This window comes from Paenarthrobacter sp. NPDC089714 (genome assembly GCF_044748905.1).
Lineage (GTDB): Bacteria > Actinomycetota > Actinomycetes > Actinomycetales > Micrococcaceae > Arthrobacter.
Map to the genome: position 1 here is coordinate 60,633 of NZ_JBIVGX010000012.1, position 17,232 is coordinate 77,864.

The following is a 17,232-nucleotide window of genomic DNA, read 5'->3' on the forward strand; positions in this document are numbered from 1 at the left end:
TCCGCTTAGGCGTCCACCGCTTCGGGGAGCTCCGGGCGGCGGGCATCTGCCGCCGTCGGGCCCTCCGAAACCGCACCCCGCAACGCGGGTTCCGTCGCCGCCGTCGTGCCTTCCTTTACGGAAACCACGACGGCGGCACTCGAGTTTCCGGGGCTGCGCGCCTCGCGGAGCCAGTCAAGGCCGCCCGCCAGCAGCGCGACGCCCAACAGGCTGCAGCACATCAGGATTCCGTGGTGGAAGGCAGCTTTGGAAGCCCCACCCGTGACGGCACCGTGCGCCTGCAGGAACATCCCTGCCGCCGCGGCCGAGCAGAGGGCCGCCGCGAATCGCTGGCTGAGCTGGTAGAAACCTGCGGCGACCCCCGCAGCCCCAGCCGGCGCGTGCCCCAGGGTGAGGGTCTGGTTTGGCGCCACGACCAGGCCCGTGGCCACCCCCTGCAAGAGCCCGACGGCGGCGACGGCGAGTGCCGCTGTCCCGCCGTCGAACCGTTGGACGAAGAAATCCTTGGCAATCAGCGTGGCGAGGCTCCCCGCGACCGCGACCACTATCCCTCCACGTCCGCAGCGGGCCACGAACCGCCAGCTGAAGCTCGACGCGAGCAGCATGCCAGCCGCCTGCGGCGCGAGGATGGCCGCCGCGGCGAGTGGTGCCATGCCTGTTCCTGAGAGGAAATAGAAGGCCGTTACGGCAGCCATACCCGCGCCGACTCCGAACTGGCACAGCGCCACCACCGTGCCCAAGGCATACCCCTTTGAGGTGGCGAGACCGGCACTCAGCAACGGTGTCCTGCCCCTGCGGTGGTACCCGATTTCCCAAACCGCGAAGGCCAGCAAGGCGCCGGCCCCGAATGCCAGCGAAGTTACGGCTACCGTGCCGGCTCCGTAAATCGTGGGGATGAGCGAGGCAACCACCACGCCACCAAGAAGGAGGGCGCCGACAATGTCGATGGATGTTTTGCTCCGTTCCGCTCGGACCGTCGGGCGGGGCAGCAGCGCGAAGGCGAACGGCACAAGGATCAACACCAGCGGAACATTGGCCAGGAAGAGGATCCGCCACGCGATCCCGGGGTCGCCGACGGAGAGCACCAAGCCACCGATGAGCGGGCCACACACGGCAGCCGAGCCGCCGGCCGCTGCGTAGGCTCCCAGTGCCTTGGCGCGGTCATGTCCTGTGTAGATGTCCTGCAGCAAGCCAAGGACCTGGGGATTCAGGGTACCGGCGCCCAATCCTTGGAGGAGGCGGGCAACCACCACCAGGGATGGGTCGGTGGCCAGGCCGCCGAGGAGGCTGGAAGCACCGAACACTGCGATGCCGAGGATGAACAGCATGCGCCGGCCGAGGACGTCTCCGAGCCTGCCGGCCGGGACCAGCGCCACGCCAAACGCCAGGGAGTAGCCCGCCAGGATCCATTGGACCGAGCCGGGGTCTGCGCGCAGCGAGGCCGACATGGCCGGGACCGCGAGGACAAACACCGATTGGTCCAGCAGCGTGATGAATCCGGCGCCCATGCAAAGCCACAGGGCAGATCGTTTGGCGTTTGTACCCATGTTTGTGACCCTAAGGCGGCTTGATGCGGCGCCGGACATCGGGAGACACCCGATTAACGGGCGTGAATAAGGGTTACTGTCGGTGACCTGTTGTGACACTTTCACCCGCCCCCACTCCGGACGCTCTCTCACCAAACCACCCCTTTCAGCTGAACCCTCTCGCATTGAAGAGTCGCCGGTGGTCTTCGGCTCGGGGCCCGCGGTTCGCCGGTGAGAGAGGATCCGCAGGAAACGGCGGTCCGGTGAGAGAGGATCCGCAGGAAAGGGGGGTTCGGTGAGAGAGGATCCGCAGGAAAGGGGGGGTCGGTGAGAGAGGATCCGCAGGAAAGGGGGGTTCGGTGAGAGAGGGTCAGATTTGGAGGAGGCGCGTGCGGGCGGATGCATGGGCTGCGCGGAGGGCCTCGGGGCTCGAAGAACGTTCCCTGTGCGCCACTTCCTGCTTCAGCTGCGGAATGACGTGCGTCCCGAACTCGATGGCGTCGGGGACAAAGTCGTAGCCGCGCAGCCCGAAGATCTCGAAACCGAGCTCGTGGTAGTCGAGGATCGCCTGGGTGACGGTGTCATAGGAGCCAACCAACGCCGTCGCACTTCCTCCCCCGCCGCCCGCAGCCTTGGCGAGCGCCGTCCATAGGGCGCGGTCGTGAAGGTCGCCGCGCTCGGCGGCGGCCAGGAGCCGCTGGGTTCCGGCGGCTTCCGGCTTCGTGGCATAGTGCCGGACGGGATCGATCACGTCGCCTGCGGAACGCCGGGCTTCAAACGTGCCCAGGATGGCATGTGCCTTCTCCCAAGCCAGCTGGTCAGTGGCAGCGACAATGGGCCGGAACGCAATCTGCCATCGAAGCGGCGATATCCTGCCCAGTGCGGCCGCGCGCGCGAGGATGTGTTGCTGCTGTGAAGCGGCATCGGCCAAGGGTTCGCCAAACAGGGCATAGATATCTGCCTCGGCAGCGCCCACGGACCAGGCGGCCTCGGAAGATCCACCGAAGGACATGCCAGGGCGTTTGCCGTTGAAGGGAGCCAGCCCCGAGGAAAAACCTTCAAAGCGGTAATGCTCACCGGACCAATCGAATGACTCCCCCGACCACGCCCGACGGACGATCTGCATGTACTCCTGCGTCCGGCCGTAGCGGGCGTCCTTGGCGAGGTAATCGCCTTCGCGCGCTTGGTCTGCCTGGCTTCCGCCGGTGATGAAGTGCACGGTCAAGCGGCCTTGGGCAATGTGGTCCAGGGTCAGGAAGGACCGTGCCGCGAACGTGGGATGCGAGACGTTGGGCCGGTGAGCCAACCGCAACTGGATCCGTTCAGTATTGGCAGCAACCCACGTTGCGTGGACGGCTGGGTCCTGGGTGGCTGAGTTGTACGCGAAAAGCACGTGGTCCCAGTTGTTGTCCTCGTGGATCCGGGCGATCTTCGCGGCGTAAGGGGGGTCGAAGAAGGGCGTGGTGGCCGGCGAGGTCTCAGTGGAGTCGTTGCCGGCACCCATGCCGAGGAATTCGATGGGCATAAGGAATCTCCCGAAGGGTAGTTAGCGGCGGAGAATACGCTGGGCCAGCCAGTTGCCCAGCAATTGCGCGGCCTGGACCATGACGATGATGATGAGCACGGTGACCAGCGTGACTTCCCAGTTGAACTGCTGGTAGCCGTACATGATGGCGAAGTTGCCCAGCCCGCCGCCGCCGATGTAGCCGGCCATGGCGGACATATCCACGATCGCGATGATCATGAAGGTGTAGCCAAGAATGAGCGGCGCAAGCGATTCCGGAATCACCACGGCCCACAAGATGTGCAGGCGGCTGTCGCCCATGGCCCGGGCTGCTTCCACCACACCGGGATCGGAGGCCACCAGGTTCTGCTCCACCACGCGCCCGATCACCACTCCGGCCATGAGGGCCATGGGAAGGATCGCTGCGGTGGTTCCGATGGTGGTGCCCATGATGATCAGGGTCAACGGTGCGATCGCGGTGATGAAGATGATGAACGGGATGGGCCTGATGATGTTCACCAGGAAGTTGAGGACGGAAAAGACGGCCTTGTTGGCGAACAGGTTCCCGGGCCGGGTGGCGTACAGGGTCACCCCGAGCGCCAGTCCGGCCAGCCCGCTGAGCAGCACGGTGACCACCACCATGTAAATGGTCTGCTGGAAGGATTCGCCCAGGACGGGAAGGAGCGTGGTCCAGTCGGTGGTCATGGTTTCTCTCCAACAGTGGTCAGGTGGGGCACGGCGCTTTCGGCGGGTGCCGCCGTCGTAGTTTGGCGTTCGACGGCGGTGACGTCACCCAATTCGGCGAGCGCAGCGTCTATCGAAGTCTCGCTGCCGGTGAGCTCGTAGGTGAGCGTGCCGAGGATGCGGTTCTGGATTTCCGTGACTCCGCCGAAGACCACGCTGGAGCCCACACCGTGGCGTTCGAAGGTAGCTGCCACCAACGGAGTGGGCGCAGCTTCCGATATCCCTATCGACACCAAGAGCCCGGGGTGCGCAGCGGAGAGCCGTTGGACGGTTTCGGGTTCGGGTGTTCCGTGCACTGCGGTGGAGACGAACCGCTGGGTGGAGCCGCTCTTGGGGTCGGCAAACACGGAGTACGTAGGCCCGGATTCAACCACGCGGCCGGATTCCATCATCACCACCGTGTCGCAGATTTCCCGGACCACGTTCATTTCGTGGGTGATGACCACCACGGTGGTGCCCAGTTCCTTGTTGATGCGTCGGAGCAAGCGGAGGACGTCTCGCGTGGTTTCAGGGTCCAGGGCGCTGGTGGCTTCATCCGCCAGGAGGATGTCCGGGGCATTGGCCAGGGCCCGGGCTATCCCGACGCGCTGCTGTTGTCCGCCGGAGAGCCGCCGAGGGTACGTCCTTGCCTTGTCAGCGATTCCCACGAATTCAAGCAGTTCCTCCACGCGGGGCCGGATCTTGTCCTTGGGCCAACCAGCCACCTTCAACGGGTACGCGACGTTTCCGAACACGGTGCGGGAGGTGAGGAGGTTGAACTGCTGGAAGATCATCCCGATCCCGGCACGGACCTTCCGCAGCTGGCCTTCCGACAGGGCGGAAATGTCCTGGCCTTTGATAAGGACCTGCCCCTCGCTGGGGCGTTCCAGTCCATTGAGCAGCCGGACAAGCGTGGACTTACCTGCTCCTGAATAGCCCACGATCCCCACGACTGTGCCTTCTTCAATGTCCAGGGAGACAGAGTCCACGGCCCGTACTGGGGTACTTTTGCCCCCTGCCCGGCCCTTGGGAACCGGGAAGATCTTGCTGGCTCCGCGCAGGGAGACGATGGCGCCCACCGGGGCCTCCTTTGGGTGGTGTTGCTGCGGTCCGAGCCCGTCCATAGACCGGGCACAGGGGTGGTTTGAGTGCCCATTCCAACAGCGAGGCCACTCCCGGATCGAACCCCGTGACCCCTTGTGACCTGCGGTTTCTCCCGTTGACGGCAGGCGACGCCGTGTTGCGGACGCGTTCGTCCCAACCGTGCCGCGTGCTTAGCGTGAGGCGTGGGGGATACCCCGTACCTTTCATTCGCATCAAGACCCTTTGTACGGAGAAGCATCATGAAGAACCGCCTGTTAGCTGCCGCCGTCGGCCTTATCGCCGCCCTGTCGTTGTCCGCGTGCGGGGGTGCTGCCGGAGGCTCCCCGAGCTCCGGAAACACCAAGGTGGTTATCGGCGTGGACGACGGTGCGGAGGAGCACTGGACCATCCTGAAGAACAAACTCAAGGACCAGGGGATCGACCTGGAGGTCAAGAACTTCACCGATGGCGCGCAGATCAACACCGCCACGCAACAGGGCCAGGTGGACATCAACCTGTTCCAGCACCTCAAGTACTTGTCCCAGTTCAACGTCAACAGCAACGGCACGCTGGTTCCCGTCGGGGCTACGGCCGTCTACCCGCTTGCCCTCTACTCCGAAAAGTACAAGTCCGTGAGTGAGCTGCCGGCGGACGCCCAGGTTGCCATTCCCAACAACCCCACCAACCAGGCGCGCGCCCTGCTGAATCTTCAGACGGCGGGCCTGCTCCAGCTCAAGGACGGCGGCAACTCGTTGTCTACGCCGGCGGAGATTACTTCCAGCAAGATCAAGGTTGTACCCGTGGACAGCAACCAGACGGTGAACGCACTCAAGGGCACCACGGAAGCCGCCGTGGTCAACAACACCCAAGCTCAAAAGGGCGGTCTGGGCGATGACAAGATCATCTTCAAGGAAGACCTGAACTCGCCCTCGTTGGCCCCCTACATCAACGGCTTCGTGGTGAAGGCGGATCGCAAGGACGATCCCACCTGGAAGAAGATCGTGGACGCGTACCACACGCCTGAGGTGGAGGCTTCGGTGACCAAGCTCAACGACGGCAACCTGCAGTTCAAGGCGGATTGGACCGCGGCCAAGCTGCAGGAAGTGCTCACCGCCGAAGAAGCAGCCATCAAGAAGACCAAGTAGTTGTCTGAGGGGCGGCCCGCGGCGCCACACAGCCAGCCGCCCCTCAGCCGTTCCAGGAACAAAGAGCCATGAACCAGCACCTCGCACGTGAACGCAGTCAGATCCATTTCTTCGCCTACCTGGTGGGTACGGGCATCCATGTGGCCTCGTGGCGCCACGAGACGGCGTTCCCGCAGGCCAGCATCGATTTCGCGCATCAGGTGAAGCTCGCCAAAGCGGCCGAGGACGCCAGGTTCGACGCCATCTTCCTGGGTGATTCCCTCGCCATCGACGAGACGAGCAACCCCGGCATCCTCAACCGGTTTGACCCCATCGGACTGGTCACGGCTTTGGGCGCGGTGACGGACAAGATCGGCCTGATCGCTACGTCGTCCACGTCCTATGACCAGCCGTACAACTTCGCACGCGCCGCCCTCACTGCTGACCACATCAGCGGCGGCCGCGTGGGTTGGAACATCGTCACCACGCGGGACCTGACCAACAGCACGGCCGGAAATTACGGCGCGGACCAGCACTTCGAGCACAGCCTCCGGTACCAGCGCGCCGAGGAATTCGTGGAGGTTACCCTTGGGCTCTGGAACTCCTGGGAGCGGGACGCGTTCCTCCATGACAAGCCACGCGGCCGCTTCTTCGACCGCCACAAACTCAACCGCCTCAACCACAAAGGTGAGTTCTTCAAGGTGGCAGGTCCTTTGAACATCGGCCCTTCGCCACAACACTCTCCGCTCCTGGCGCAGGCAGGCACGTCCGGTCCCGGGCAACGGCTCGGCGCCCGCTTCGCCAACGCTCTCTTCGCAAGCCACCCGGATATCCCGCAGGCCCGCAGTTACCGCCACTCTGTCCGTCAACAGGCCACAGCCTTTGGCCGAAACCCGGACGAGCTCTTCGTGTACCAGGCCATCTCCCCCATCGTTGCCGACAGCCGCAAGGAAGCATTGGAGCGCATCCGCGAGCTGGACAACCTCATCACGGACCAGCAGGTACTGGACTTCCTGCAGGAGTATTTCGCAGGACAGCTGGACTTCGCCGGCCTCGGTCCGGAGGCCACTGTGGCCCAGTCAGGCATTCCCTCGATCGCCAACCCGCGTACCGATTTCCGCTCCGCCGGCGAACAGATCCGTGGACGCGAAGATGAAGTGACCCTCAAGGATCTCTACTCGATCCTCACGGGCGACAAGCGGAACCACGACTTCATCGGCAGCCCGGAACACGTGGCCGCTTCCCTCGCGCGGTGGCATGCCGAAGGCGCTGCCGACGGCTTCAACCTCATGTTCTCCCTGCTGCCCCAGGACCTGGAGCGCTTTGCCGCCGGAGTCATTCCGATCCTCCAGGAACGCGGACTCGCCCGCACGGAATACACCGGCACCACCCTCAAGTCGCACCTCGGCCTGGCCCCCGAAGCCGCGGGCACCCGCACCATCTGACCGCCGTCGTCGAAAGGACCAACATGGCCACCCAAGCAACCGCCGCCACCGGCACCTACGTGATCCGCGAGGCCCGCCACGAAGAGTACGACGCCGTGGGGCGGCTGACGTACGAAGGGTTCGGCCATCACCTGCCCGGCGCCCGCCAGCCCGACGACGAGCGGCTGGAACTGCTCCTCAATGCCACGGCACGTGCACACGAAGGCGTGCTGTTGGTAGCCGAAGACGCCAGGACCGGAACACTCGTGGGAACAGCGAGCCTGCTTCCCTACGGTTCCTACCTCAGCCGCCAGGCCGCGGAAGGCGAAGTGGAACTCAGGCTGCTCGCGGTGCTGCCCGAAACCCGCCGGACCGGGCTCGGCAGGCGGCTCCTCAACGAGGCCGCACGCCTGGCCGCGGAACAAGGCGCCAAGCGCGTGGTGCTGGATACCGCCGTCGACAATGAACCATCCCAAAGCCTGTACCGCCAGCTGGGCTACATCCGCCGGCCCGAACGCGAGAAACCGCGTCCCGCGCCCAAGGTGCAACTGGTGGTCTACACACTGGATCTGCCCGCGAGGGGTTAGCTCCCACGCCTTTCACACGTGCTTACTGCCGAGAGCCAACCCCCCGGTGTTAAGGACTCATCAAAGATCCTTCCAGCCCGGTACTAAGTACCCTTGGCGGTGCTATGTTCAGCTCAGATCGAGGAGCGTCGGGCTGGGAGGAAAGCCATGACCACGTTGAGCAGGCCGCCCGCGGACCCGTCGGCCCCCAGGCCCAGTGGCTGGACATCGTTCCGTTCCTGGCTGCTGTTCGGTTTGCAGGACAGCAAAGGAAGCCATCAGGGTCCGGGCGGTGTCAGCGCAGCCCACGAGAAAAAGCACCACTGGTGGCAGGTCATGTGCCTCACCGGCGTGGACTACTTCTCCACACTGGGTTACCAACCGGCCATTGCCGCCCTGGCAGCGGGTGTCATCTCACCCATGGCCACGATCGTCCTGGTGGCTGTGACCCTGTTGGGCGCCTTGCCCGTGTACCGGAGGGTGGCCGGCGAAAGTCCCCGGGGCGAGGGTTCCATCGCCATGCTGGAACGGCTGCTCCCCCGCTGGGGCGGCAAGCTCCTGGTCCTGGTGCTGCTGGGCTTCGCCGCGACGGACTTCATGATCACCATGACCCTGTCCGCAGCCGATGCCACCGCCCACTTGATCCAGAACCCGGTGATGCCGGGCTGGTTGCAGGGGCAAAACGTGCTGGTCACGCTGTTCCTGCTGGCCCTGTTGGCGGCCGTGTTCCTGCGTGGCTTCAAGGAAGCGATCGGCGTGGCCGTAGTTCTGGTGGTTCTCTACCTGGGCCTGAACGTCGTGGTGGTGGCAACAACGGTGTTCGAGGTGCTCACCCATCCCACGGCCGTTGGGGACTGGTGGCAGCTCCTCTGGACCTCGCACGGTAATCCGATCATGGCCGTGGCCATCGCGCTGATCGTGTTCCCCAAGCTCGCCCTGGGCCTTTCCGGCTTCGAAACCGGTGTGGCCGTAATGCCGCAAGTGCAGGGCGATCCTGATGACACGGATGCCAAGCCCACGGGACGCATCAAGGGAACCCGGCGGATGCTGACCACCGCTGCGCTGATCATGAGCACCTTCCTCATCACCTCCAGCTTCACCACCGTGGTCCTCATCCCGGAGCATGAGTTCGAGCCCGGCGGCCAGGCCAACGGACGCGCCCTGGCGTTCCTTGCCCACGAATACCTGGGCCTTGGTTTCGGCACGGTCTACGACATCAGCACCATCGCCATCCTCTGGTTCGCCGGTGCCTCCGCCATGGCCGGGCTGCTCAACCTGGTCCCGCGGTACCTCCCCCGCTACGGAATGGCGCCCGAGTGGGCCAAGGCCGTCCGGCCCCTCGTCATGGTCTTTACCTTGGTGGGGTTCTTCATCACCGTGGTGTTCAACGCCGACGTCGACGCCCAAGGCGGTGCCTACGCCACCGGCGTGCTGGTGCTCATGACGTCAGCCGCCGTGGCCGTGACGCTGTCCGCCCGCCGTCGTCATCAACGCAAGCGGACCATCGGCTTCGGTGCAATCGCCGCCGTCTTCGTTTACACCACCGTGGCCAACATCGTGGAGCGGCCGGAGGGCATCCGGATCGCTGCGATCTTCATTGCGGGCATCATTGGGATCTCGCTGCTGTCCCGCGTGCGCCGGTCCTTTGAACTGCACGCGACCCACGTCCACTTGGACCGTCAAGCCCTTGAGTTCATCCTCGACGACGACTCCGGACCCATCAGGCTGATCGCCCACGAACCGCGCAGGCTCACCGCGGAGGCCTATCGGGAGAAGTTGGTCTCTGCCATCGAAGTCAGCCACCTGCCACTGAATTACCACGGGATCTTCCTGGAGGTAGCGCTGGACGATACCTCCGATTTCGAGACCGAGCTCTACGTCAAGGGCATCGAGCGGCACGGCTACCGGATCCTCGAAGTCCACGGCCCGGTCATCGCCAACACCATCGCTTCCGTCCTGCTCCATATCCGGGACGTCACCGGGCTCATGCCGCACATCTACTTCCGCTGGACCGAGGGCAACCCCATTACCAACCTGCTGCGCTTCCTGTTCCTCGGCGAAGGCGAGATCGCCCCGGTGACGCGCGAGGTCCTGCGCGAGGCCGAGCCGGACGTGAGCCGCCGGCCATGGGTCCACGTGGGCTGAGGGGCACTGGGAGTACCCGGATCACCCGTCACTCCCGCAGCACGGCGGAGTAGCGTTCAGTGGGAGAGGACAACCCACCGAAAGGAACACCATGACCACCTGGCTCATCACAGGCTGCTCCACCGGACTTGGCCGGGCACTGGCCCGCGCCGTCCTCGCCCAAGGCGATAACGCCGTCGTGACCGCCCGCAGCACCGAGCCGCTTCAGGAGCTCACCGCGGAATTCCCGACGACGGCCCTCGCCGTGGCACTCGACGTCACCGTGCAGTCGCAGGTGGACGCCGCCGTGCAGCAGGCCGAGAAGCGTTTTGGCGGGGTGGACGTACTGGTCAACAACGCAGGGTACGGCTACCGTGCCGCCGTGGAGGAAGGCGACGACGCCGATGTGCGGGCCCTGTTCGACACCAACGTTTTTGGACCCGTCGCCATGATCAAGGGCGTCCTGCCCGGCATGCGGTCCCGGCGCTCCGGCGCAATCGTGAACATCTCCTCGATCGGCGCCCGCATCTGCCCTCCCGGCTCGGGCTACTACTCGGCCACCAAGGCAGCCCTGGAGGGCATCTCCGGATCCCTCCAGAAGGAACTGGCTCCGCTGGGGATTTCCGTCACCGCCGTGGAGCCGGGCGGGTTCAGGACCGACTTCGCAGGACGCTCCCTGACCCAGTCGGCAACAGCTATTGACGACTACGCCGAGACCGCCGGCAAGCGCCGCAAGGAAAACGACACAGTCCACGGCACCCAGCCCGGCGACCCGGACAAGGCGGCCCAGCTGATCATCAGTGCCGTCCAAGCCGACGAGACTCCTGCGTTCCTCCTGCTGGGAGCCGACGCGGTGTACGCCTACAACGCCGTGGAGGAAGCCATGCGCGCACAGGTCGACGGCTGGCGGGAGCGCAGCGAAAGCACAGGTTACACAGAGTAAAGAGGAGCGTGTAATCGGTCACACTTGTGGCGTTTGGCTTGTCATTGAGGGTCCGCAGCATGAACCATGATGGAGGGAACCCGTTCCCATCCAAGCTGAATCAGCAACCTCACCGACGAGGATGCGGCCCCGGGCGAAGAGGCTTGGGGCTGTCAAACAGCCTGAGTGAAAGTACTGACAATGACGACACATACTGACTCCATCACGCTGAAAATCTGGGATAACACGGCCATCGACCACACCATCGATGCCGCAATCCGGGACCTCACACCCCGCGCCACCGCAGAAAACTGCGGGATCGCCGTGACGCTCAGCGGACCGAAAACCTTCACCGTCAGCCTGGCCCGCTAAAGCAGCCCCAGCAGACAAAAGCGGACGACGCCGGTACTTGCCGGCGTCGTCCGCTGTCGTTTAAGCGCGGGGGCCGGGGCGCGGGGTTGGGGCGGGGCTGTGTGCAAGCGCGGGGCTGTGGGCATCGGCGGGTGCTTTGGGCACGGCTGTGGGCATGGGCGAGTGCCGACTTCGCGGGAAGCGTGCCAAAGCCCCCGCAAGTTTCCGAACTCGCCAGCATGCTTCCCGCGACGTCGTGCCAAAGCCCCCGCAAGTTTCCGAACTCGCCGGCATGCTACCCGCGACGTCGCGCCAAAGCCCCGCTACTTTCCCGCGAACCCGCTGGCGCACTGGTGCGTTTGGTGCACAGTTCGTGATGCCGGCAGTGCAAATTTGCAGAAAAGCTTGAGTATTTCTTGATCCTTTGGCGGGTCGTTTCTTGTGTTGGCCTTGGAAATCTAAGGGTGTCAGCACGCCAGGACGAACGAAAAGGACCGCCATGAGCACGCAAACCCTGCAGGCAGCAAGGCCGGACACGGACGCCGAGCTGCGCCACGGTGCCCACCGCGCCGCCGGCGGAGTGGTCACGGTCCTGGTCCCGGCACACAACGAGTCCGCCGGCATCACCGAAACCTTGGTCTCGCTGGGAAACCAGACCCGGCGACCGGACCGCGTGATCGTGGTGGCGGACAACTGCACCGACGACACGGAGGAACTCGCGCTTGCCCAGGGCGTTGAGGTTCTCCGTACCGTTGGGAACAAGGACAAGAAGGCAGGCGCCCTCAACTACGCGCTCAGCACCCTGCTTCCGGATGCCGATCCTGAAGACCTGATCCTGGTGCAGGACGCCGATTCCCAGCTGGCCCTCGACTTCATCGAGAACGCCACGGCGAACCTCCTCAAGGATGAGCTGCTCGGTGCAGTCGGAGGCGTCTTCAGCGGCGGACCCGGCGGCGGCTTCGTTGGACACCTCCAGCGCAACGAATACGCCCGCTATGCCCGCGACGTGAAGCGCCTCCACGGCAAGTGCCTGGTAGTGACCGGAACGGCAGCGCTGTTCCGGGTCAAGACCCTGCGCGACGTTGTCTCCGCCCGTCTGGAAGGCACCCTTCCTCCCGGCAATGGCAACGGCGGCGTGTACGACACCTCAGTGCTCACGGAGGACAACGAGCTCTCCTTTGCCTTGCTGACGCTCGGGTACCGCATCGCTTCGCCGTCCAACTGCACCCTGGTCACCGAGGTCATGCCCACGTGGCGTGAGCTCTGGGCCCAGCGCCTGCGCTGGAAGCGGGGCGCCGTGGAGAACTGCGTGCAGTACGGCTGGACCAAAGTGACCCGCGCCTACTGGGGCCGGCAGTTCCTGTCCATGATCGGCGTCGTTGTTACCGCCGCCTACTTCGGTTCCATCATCTTTGCACTAGCCACCGGAATGGGCCTGAACCTGCAGCCATTCTGGGTTGCCGTCACCGGCATCTTTGTTTTGGAACGCATCATCACGGTGCGCTTCAGGGGCTGGAGGTACATGCTTCTGGCCGCCACCATGTACGAAACCGTCATCGATATCTTCCTGCAGGCCGTTCACGCCAAGGCGTACCTGGATGCAGCATTCAACCGCAAGAAAGTTTGGTAAAGACTCATGTACAACAACCCCGCAGGTCCCGCAGCCGGTGCATTCGTTGGCGCCACAGGATCCGGAACGCTCGCTATGACCGGTGCAGGCGATCTGTTCTGGTTCGCCCTCGCAGCCTTCGCGATGCTGGCGCTGGGCCTGGCCATCAAGCGGATCGTCCCGGTCCGTGCGGAGAAGAAGGCCTGAGCATAGAGGTCCAACAAGCCCAGCAAGCCCGCCGTTGTGTCGGATGCCCCCAGCGCGACACAAAGGCGGGCTTGCTGCATGCCGCAGCCTTAACTCACTGCTGCGGTATTCGCGGAGTACTTGGCCACGCTGGTGTAGCCGGCCTTCGTGCCAGTGACACGGACCATCATGGTGTCCGCCTGATCGGCGGCAACCAGCGTATAAGTCTTGGCCGTGGCGCCCGTAATGGCGACGCCGGAACGGTACCACTGGTAGGTGAGCGTGGTTCCCGTGGTCCACGTATCGGTGTTCGCCGTCAGGGTGGATCCGACGCTCAGCGTTCCGGAGATCGTCGGCGTCGGAGCTACCAGGGTGCCTGCCACAACAGTTGCCGTTTGGGCGGATTCCTTGGTGGTGGTGGCGTAGCCGCTCTTGGTCCCGGTCACACGGACCGTCAGCTTGGTGCCTTGGTCTGCTGCCGCGAGGACGTAGGTGGATGCCGTGGCACCGGAAATGGCCGCGCCGTTCCTGTACCACTGATAGGCCAGGCTGGTTCCGGCGGTCCAGGTTCCCGCGTTGGCAGTCAGGGTGCTGCCCACGGCTGCCGTTCCGCTGATGGTAGGCGTGGGAGCGGTCAGCGGGATGCCGGCAACGAAGGAGAAGTCGCGGATAGTCACGGATTCCGGAGCGACGTGGGCCGCATCGCCGCCGCCTCCGCCGGTGACCCAGAGGTTGAAGTGGATCTGTTCCTTGGCGGGAACTGGAACGGTGGATCCTTGGAGGACGGTGCGCTTCAGCAGCGTTCCGCTCGCATTTACCCCCGCAAACGTCTCAAAAGTAATCTTGCCCGGTTCCCACACCATGCGGTGGGTCAGGATCGGGGCGTTCGTCACGTCGGACGTCACGGTGTTGTTGCCTTGCCCGGGAGGCTTGGTGGAGTCGAACCAATAGCCGTGCCCTTGCGTTACCGGCCAGTCTTCTCCATACGCAGCCCCGCCACCCCAAGCAGATGCCTCGCAGAGATCAATCTCGGTGTAGCCCGGAGCAGCATTGGGGTCATACGTGAAAAGGCACCCCCACACCACTTCCTTCTGGAGGGAACTGACGTCCTTCTCCACCGTGGTGCTGTACGTACCGTAGCCGAAGCCCTCACGGGTGGATTGGAATTCTGCGCCGACGGGAGCCGAGTCCGTCGGGTTGCTGATGGAGAGTTTCACGTAGCCGTTGGCATCAGGGTTGCTGACGTTGTTCGCGTCCCAGGTCCCGTTGTACATGGGAGCCCCGCCCCAGAAACGCTTCTGCCAGTTGAAGCCTTCCCAGGCGAAACTGCCCACCGGTCCGGGATCCTCCGCAACCACTGCTGCCTTCTTTGCCGCTTGTGCCGATCCGATTCCTGCAAACATGGACAACCCCACCGCAACGGTGAGGGCCAGGCCCATTACTTTTCTTCCCCCAATTGGAAGGAGCCTTGCTGACTTGGACATAGCTGTAGCCTCCGATTGATGCGCCCAGAAAGGCCTCCGACAATCACCGGAGGCCCGCAATGACGTTCCACCCCCACGAGTAACGTCATGTCCGTTGATTATGAGGGAGACAGTTGTCTTCGGGAAGACGACTGGTAAACCAATTTCATCGTTACGCCATCAATTGGATGTGTTGGCCGTTGCCTGGGGTAACGTTGGCCTTGTCTGTCCGCAGGTAGTTTCGGGAGGGCAAATCAGCATTCGAAGCGCAGGAATACTCCTCTACCGGCACTCCCCCGCGGGCGTGCTGGAACTCTGGATTGCCCACATGGGTGGCCCGTTCTGGGCACGCAAGGATCAACACGCCTGGTCCCTTCCCAAAGGAGAATTTCCCGAGGACGAAGACCCCTTGGTGGCTGCGCGCCGCGAGTTCACGGAGGAGATCGGCACTCCCCCGCCGCCTGTTGAGTACCGCCTGCTCGGGGTCTTCAAGCAGCCCTCAGGAAAGCTGATCACGGCCTACACCGCTCGGGCCGATTCGTTTCAGCCGGACCACATCGTCAGCAACACGTTCGCCATGGAATGGCCCAAGGGCTCCGGTTCCATCAAGGAATTCCCGGAGATTGACGATGCCCGGTGGGTGGATGAAGCGACGGCACGGACCAAGCTGGTCAAAGGGCAACTACCGATTGTCGATGCGCTGGTGGAGCACCTGGCCGGACGTTCAGCGACGTAGAGCTGCCGAGATCTGTGGCAATCCCTCGTCCTCGAGCCTCTTGAGTACGTCATTGACACCAAGCGGAGGGTTACGAAACGTCTCAGACATATTGCGCACCGCGATGTGAAGTTCGACGGCATCCAAGTGAAACTGATCCATGAGGAAATCGTCCGGATGCTTTGCCTCCATCCCCCAAGGCTCAAGTAGCACCGCCGGGAAGTGCTTCAAATTCTTCGTCACGATAACTTGAGCCTGTGCCTTCAGCGCCGCAGCCATGACATGGGCATCGCCAGCGTCCGGAGAACCGGCAAAAACCTGCTCCAGCGGCTCGTAGTTGGTCACAAGACAGTCCGGAATCGCGTCACACATGAGCTTCCGCGTGCGGTCCAGCTTCGATCCGTCCAGATCCGGCCGATTCGCCTTCAGGTTCCTGAACGTCTCCTCCAGAATGGCCTCGGTCCAACGCGCATGGACCAATCCACTCTGGGCTACACGCACCAACAGATCACGGAGTGCACTCGGATATAGGACATTGGCATCGTAGACGACCGTGAAGACCACCTAGATGAGCCCCATCTCCTGAGTCAGAGCGGACAGCTCGTCCGCCGCGTCCTTTTGCGCAGTCGAAGAGCGACGCTTGTAGTCGTAAAGTGACTCGGCCATGACGCGGCGGTGGGTGCCGACCTTCCGGAAATCAATCTGGCCGGATTCAAGGAGTCCAACCAAGTACGGACGCGATACGTTGAGCAGATCGGCCGCTTGTTGGGTGGTCAGTTCGGCATTCATTGGGATGACGGTGACGCCTTGACCTGCAGCCATCTTTCCGAGGATTCGGATCATTAGTTCTGCCGCGGGTCCAGGCATCTCAAGGTGTCCCCCGTCAGCCACGGTCATCTCTACCGGCCGCCGCGGGTCGGAATGTGCTTCTACGGCCCGCCTCAGAATTTTCAAGGCATCGCGCGCCAGCTCGGCGTCACTTCCGTGCGGATAAGCCGGAGTTGCAGGTTCAGCAGTCATCAGAGCCCCTCCACTCGCATTGTCTTAATCACCCAGCGTAGTCGATAAACGAAATAAACGAAACGGTGGGCTGGGTCGGCGGCTCTTCCTCCCGATGAACTCCCGGATCCAGTCGATGGTCCTGGGGTGGTCCAGGTGAAGGCCGTGCCCCGCGCCGGGCACACGCACCAGCACCGAGCCTGGGATGTGCTTCCGGAGGAGAACGGCGTTGGCCAAGGGCGTGAGCGGGTCCTCGGTTCCGTGGAGGATCAGGGACGGGGCCTGGATGGAGCCGAGTTCACTCCACGCATCATGGTCACGGCTGGCCTTGAAGTGCCGGGCCTTGGCCCAAGCCGACGCCCGGGACGTGAAGAACGTGTGTACCGCTTCCGGGTGGTCTGCAGCCCATTCGGAGTCAAAGAACAGTGGAGTCAGTCGTGACGGATCTCCGCTGACCAAAGCTTCCATAGCAGAAGGAGAAGCCCGCAAGGCTGGATCCGCTGAGCGCCCGCCACTCGTCGCTGCGAGCATCAAGGTCCGCACCCGGGACGGGTAGTCGATGGCCAGCCATTGCCCTATCCGGCCGCCCATGGAATGCCCATAAACATGGGCGGACGAAACCCCGGCAGCATCCAGCACGGCAGCGGCATCTGCAGCAAGCAAACGGGTGGTGTAGCGCCCGGCCTCCCCGCGGCTACTGCGTCCAATCCCCCGGTGATCGAAGCGGATGACGCGGAAAGAGCGGGACAGAAGTTCCGCCGTCGGGCCCCAACCGTCCATGGCCGTCGCCTGTCCGGCGATCAACAGCATGGGTTCGCCGGAGCCTGATTCGGTCCAGGCAAGTTCGGTACCGTCGCCGGCCGCAGCAAAGTTCACCGTGACACTGTAACTTTGCTGCGGCCTGCCAAACCCC

17 protein-coding genes are annotated in these 17,232 nt (G+C 63.9%); 9 read left to right on the plus strand and 8 right to left on the minus strand.

Annotated elements, in window-relative coordinates; genetic code table 11:
• Nucleotides 1-5 precede the first annotated feature (5 nt).
• The 4 genes from ACIPY3_RS18075 to ACIPY3_RS18090 form a co-directional block, all read right to left on the minus strand.
• Nucleotides 6-1,547 carry an MFS transporter gene (locus ACIPY3_RS18075; protein WP_400336378.1) on the minus strand — a complete coding sequence of 514 codons (1,542 nt, stop codon included), beginning with the start codon at nucleotides 1,545-1,547 and terminating at the stop codon, nucleotides 6-8.
• A gap of 349 nt (nucleotides 1,548-1,896) precedes the next feature.
• Complete coding sequence (locus tag ACIPY3_RS18080; protein WP_400336380.1) at nucleotides 1,897-3,051, minus strand: LLM class flavin-dependent oxidoreductase; 1,155 nt, start codon at nucleotides 3,049-3,051, stop codon at nucleotides 1,897-1,899.
• A gap of 21 nt (nucleotides 3,052-3,072) precedes the next feature.
• Nucleotides 3,073-3,735 (minus strand): methionine ABC transporter permease, encoded by a 663-nt coding sequence (locus ACIPY3_RS18085; protein WP_400336382.1) that lies wholly within the window; start codon nucleotides 3,733-3,735, stop codon nucleotides 3,073-3,075.
• On the minus strand, nucleotides 3,732-4,832 hold the full coding sequence (locus ACIPY3_RS18090; RefSeq protein WP_400336384.1) for a methionine ABC transporter ATP-binding protein: 1,101 nt from the start codon (nucleotides 4,830-4,832) through the stop codon (nucleotides 3,732-3,734). The genes ACIPY3_RS18085 and ACIPY3_RS18090 overlap by 4 nt, the downstream gene beginning before the upstream one ends.
• A 264-nt stretch (nucleotides 4,833-5,096) precedes the next feature.
• Between ACIPY3_RS18090 and ACIPY3_RS18095 the strand changes: the two genes are divergently transcribed.
• From ACIPY3_RS18095 to ACIPY3_RS18130, 8 genes are all read left to right on the plus strand, one after another.
• The gene (locus ACIPY3_RS18095) at nucleotides 5,097-5,981 is read left to right on the plus strand and encodes a MetQ/NlpA family ABC transporter substrate-binding protein (RefSeq protein ID WP_400336387.1); all 885 of its coding nucleotides are present in this window, start codon (nucleotides 5,097-5,099) and stop codon (nucleotides 5,979-5,981) included.
• Nucleotides 5,982-6,049: 68 nt separating this feature from the next.
• Nucleotides 6,050-7,405 carry an LLM class flavin-dependent oxidoreductase gene (locus ACIPY3_RS18100; RefSeq protein ID WP_400336388.1) on the plus strand — a complete coding sequence of 452 codons (1,356 nt, stop codon included), beginning with the start codon at nucleotides 6,050-6,052 and terminating at the stop codon, nucleotides 7,403-7,405.
• Nucleotides 7,406-7,428: 23 nt separating this feature from the next.
• Nucleotides 7,429-7,971, plus strand: coding sequence for a GNAT family N-acetyltransferase (locus ACIPY3_RS18105; protein ID WP_400336390.1), 543 nt, complete (start codon nucleotides 7,429-7,431; stop codon nucleotides 7,969-7,971).
• A gap of 147 nt (nucleotides 7,972-8,118) precedes the next feature.
• On the plus strand, nucleotides 8,119-10,095 hold the full coding sequence (locus tag ACIPY3_RS18110) for an amino acid transporter (protein WP_400336392.1): 1,977 nt from the start codon (nucleotides 8,119-8,121) through the stop codon (nucleotides 10,093-10,095).
• Between the two features lie 91 nt (nucleotides 10,096-10,186).
• Nucleotides 10,187-11,017, plus strand: coding sequence for an oxidoreductase (locus ACIPY3_RS18115; RefSeq protein ID WP_400336393.1), 831 nt, complete (start codon nucleotides 10,187-10,189; stop codon nucleotides 11,015-11,017).
• Between the two features lie 180 nt (nucleotides 11,018-11,197).
• Nucleotides 11,198-11,368, plus strand: coding sequence for a hypothetical protein (locus ACIPY3_RS18120; protein WP_397323390.1), 171 nt, complete (start codon nucleotides 11,198-11,200; stop codon nucleotides 11,366-11,368).
• Nucleotides 11,369-11,846: 478 nt separating this feature from the next.
• Entirely contained in the window at nucleotides 11,847-12,977 is a 1,131-nt protein-coding gene (locus ACIPY3_RS18125) for a glycosyltransferase (RefSeq protein WP_400336395.1), read from the plus strand.
• A gap of 6 nt (nucleotides 12,978-12,983) precedes the next feature.
• Nucleotides 12,984-13,163: a hypothetical protein gene (locus ACIPY3_RS18130; protein ID WP_211713326.1), complete on the plus strand. Its 180-nt coding sequence runs from the start codon at nucleotides 12,984-12,986 to the stop codon at nucleotides 13,161-13,163.
• Nucleotides 13,164-13,252: 89 nt separating this feature from the next.
• Here ACIPY3_RS18130 and ACIPY3_RS18135 read toward each other — a convergent pair whose 3' ends face one another.
• A complete protein-coding gene (locus ACIPY3_RS18135) occupies nucleotides 13,253-14,581 on the minus strand; it encodes a hypothetical protein (RefSeq protein WP_400336397.1) in 1,329 nt (442 codons plus the stop codon).
• A gap of 277 nt (nucleotides 14,582-14,858) precedes the next feature.
• On the opposite strand from ACIPY3_RS18135, the gene ACIPY3_RS18140 reads away from it, so the two are divergent.
• Nucleotides 14,859-15,341: an NUDIX domain-containing protein gene (locus ACIPY3_RS18140; RefSeq protein ID WP_400336499.1), complete on the plus strand. Its 483-nt coding sequence runs from the start codon at nucleotides 14,859-14,861 to the stop codon at nucleotides 15,339-15,341.
• Here ACIPY3_RS18140 and ACIPY3_RS18145 read toward each other — a convergent pair.
• From ACIPY3_RS18145 to ACIPY3_RS18155, 3 genes are read right to left on the minus strand one after another with little or no spacing between them, the layout of a single operon-like run.
• On the minus strand, nucleotides 15,330-15,884 hold the full coding sequence (locus ACIPY3_RS18145; RefSeq protein ID WP_400336399.1) for a PIN domain-containing protein: 555 nt from the start codon (nucleotides 15,882-15,884) through the stop codon (nucleotides 15,330-15,332). The two genes, ACIPY3_RS18140 and ACIPY3_RS18145, sit on opposite strands and share 12 nt — an antisense overlap.
• On the minus strand, nucleotides 15,885-16,340 hold the full coding sequence (locus tag ACIPY3_RS18150; RefSeq protein WP_397323395.1) for an excisionase family DNA-binding protein: 456 nt from the start codon (nucleotides 16,338-16,340) through the stop codon (nucleotides 15,885-15,887).
• 24 nt (nucleotides 16,341-16,364) lie between these two features.
• Nucleotides 16,365-17,195 (minus strand): alpha/beta fold hydrolase, encoded by an 831-nt coding sequence (locus ACIPY3_RS18155; RefSeq protein ID WP_400336401.1) that lies wholly within the window; start codon nucleotides 17,193-17,195, stop codon nucleotides 16,365-16,367.
• Nucleotides 17,196-17,232: the final 37 nt, after the last annotated feature.

What these genes read in the sequence shown, in the direction of transcription:
- ACIPY3_RS18130 (WP_211713326.1), top strand. Translation starts at nt 12,984, where the DNA reads ATGTACAACAACCCCGCAGGTCCCGCAGCCGGTGCATTCGTTGGCGCC.
- ACIPY3_RS18135 (WP_400336397.1), bottom strand. Translation starts at nt 14,581, where the DNA reads ATGGGCCTGGCCCTCACCGTTGCGGTGGGGTTGTCCATGTTTGCAGGA.
- ACIPY3_RS18085 (WP_400336382.1), bottom strand. Translation starts at nt 3,735, where the DNA reads ATGACCACCGACTGGACCACGCTCCTTCCCGTCCTGGGCGAATCCTTC.
- ACIPY3_RS18095 (WP_400336387.1), top strand. Translation starts at nt 5,097, where the DNA reads ATGAAGAACCGCCTGTTAGCTGCCGCCGTCGGCCTTATCGCCGCCCTG.
- ACIPY3_RS18105 (WP_400336390.1), top strand. Translation starts at nt 7,429, where the DNA reads ATGGCCACCCAAGCAACCGCCGCCACCGGCACCTACGTGATCCGCGAG.
- ACIPY3_RS18115 (WP_400336393.1), top strand. Translation starts at nt 10,187, where the DNA reads ATGACCACCTGGCTCATCACAGGCTGCTCCACCGGACTTGGCCGGGCA.
- ACIPY3_RS18100 (WP_400336388.1), top strand. Translation starts at nt 6,050, where the DNA reads ATGAACCAGCACCTCGCACGTGAACGCAGTCAGATCCATTTCTTCGCC.
- ACIPY3_RS18125 (WP_400336395.1), top strand. Translation starts at nt 11,847, where the DNA reads ATGAGCACGCAAACCCTGCAGGCAGCAAGGCCGGACACGGACGCCGAG.
- ACIPY3_RS18110 (WP_400336392.1), top strand. Translation starts at nt 8,119, where the DNA reads ATGACCACGTTGAGCAGGCCGCCCGCGGACCCGTCGGCCCCCAGGCCC.
- ACIPY3_RS18150 (WP_397323395.1), bottom strand. Translation starts at nt 16,340, where the DNA reads ATGACTGCTGAACCTGCAACTCCGGCTTATCCGCACGGAAGTGACGCC.
- ACIPY3_RS18075 (WP_400336378.1), bottom strand. Translation starts at nt 1,547, where the DNA reads ATGGGTACAAACGCCAAACGATCTGCCCTGTGGCTTTGCATGGGCGCC.
- ACIPY3_RS18120 (WP_397323390.1), top strand. Translation starts at nt 11,198, where the DNA reads ATGACGACACATACTGACTCCATCACGCTGAAAATCTGGGATAACACG.
- ACIPY3_RS18080 (WP_400336380.1), bottom strand. Translation starts at nt 3,051, where the DNA reads ATGCCCATCGAATTCCTCGGCATGGGTGCCGGCAACGACTCCACTGAG.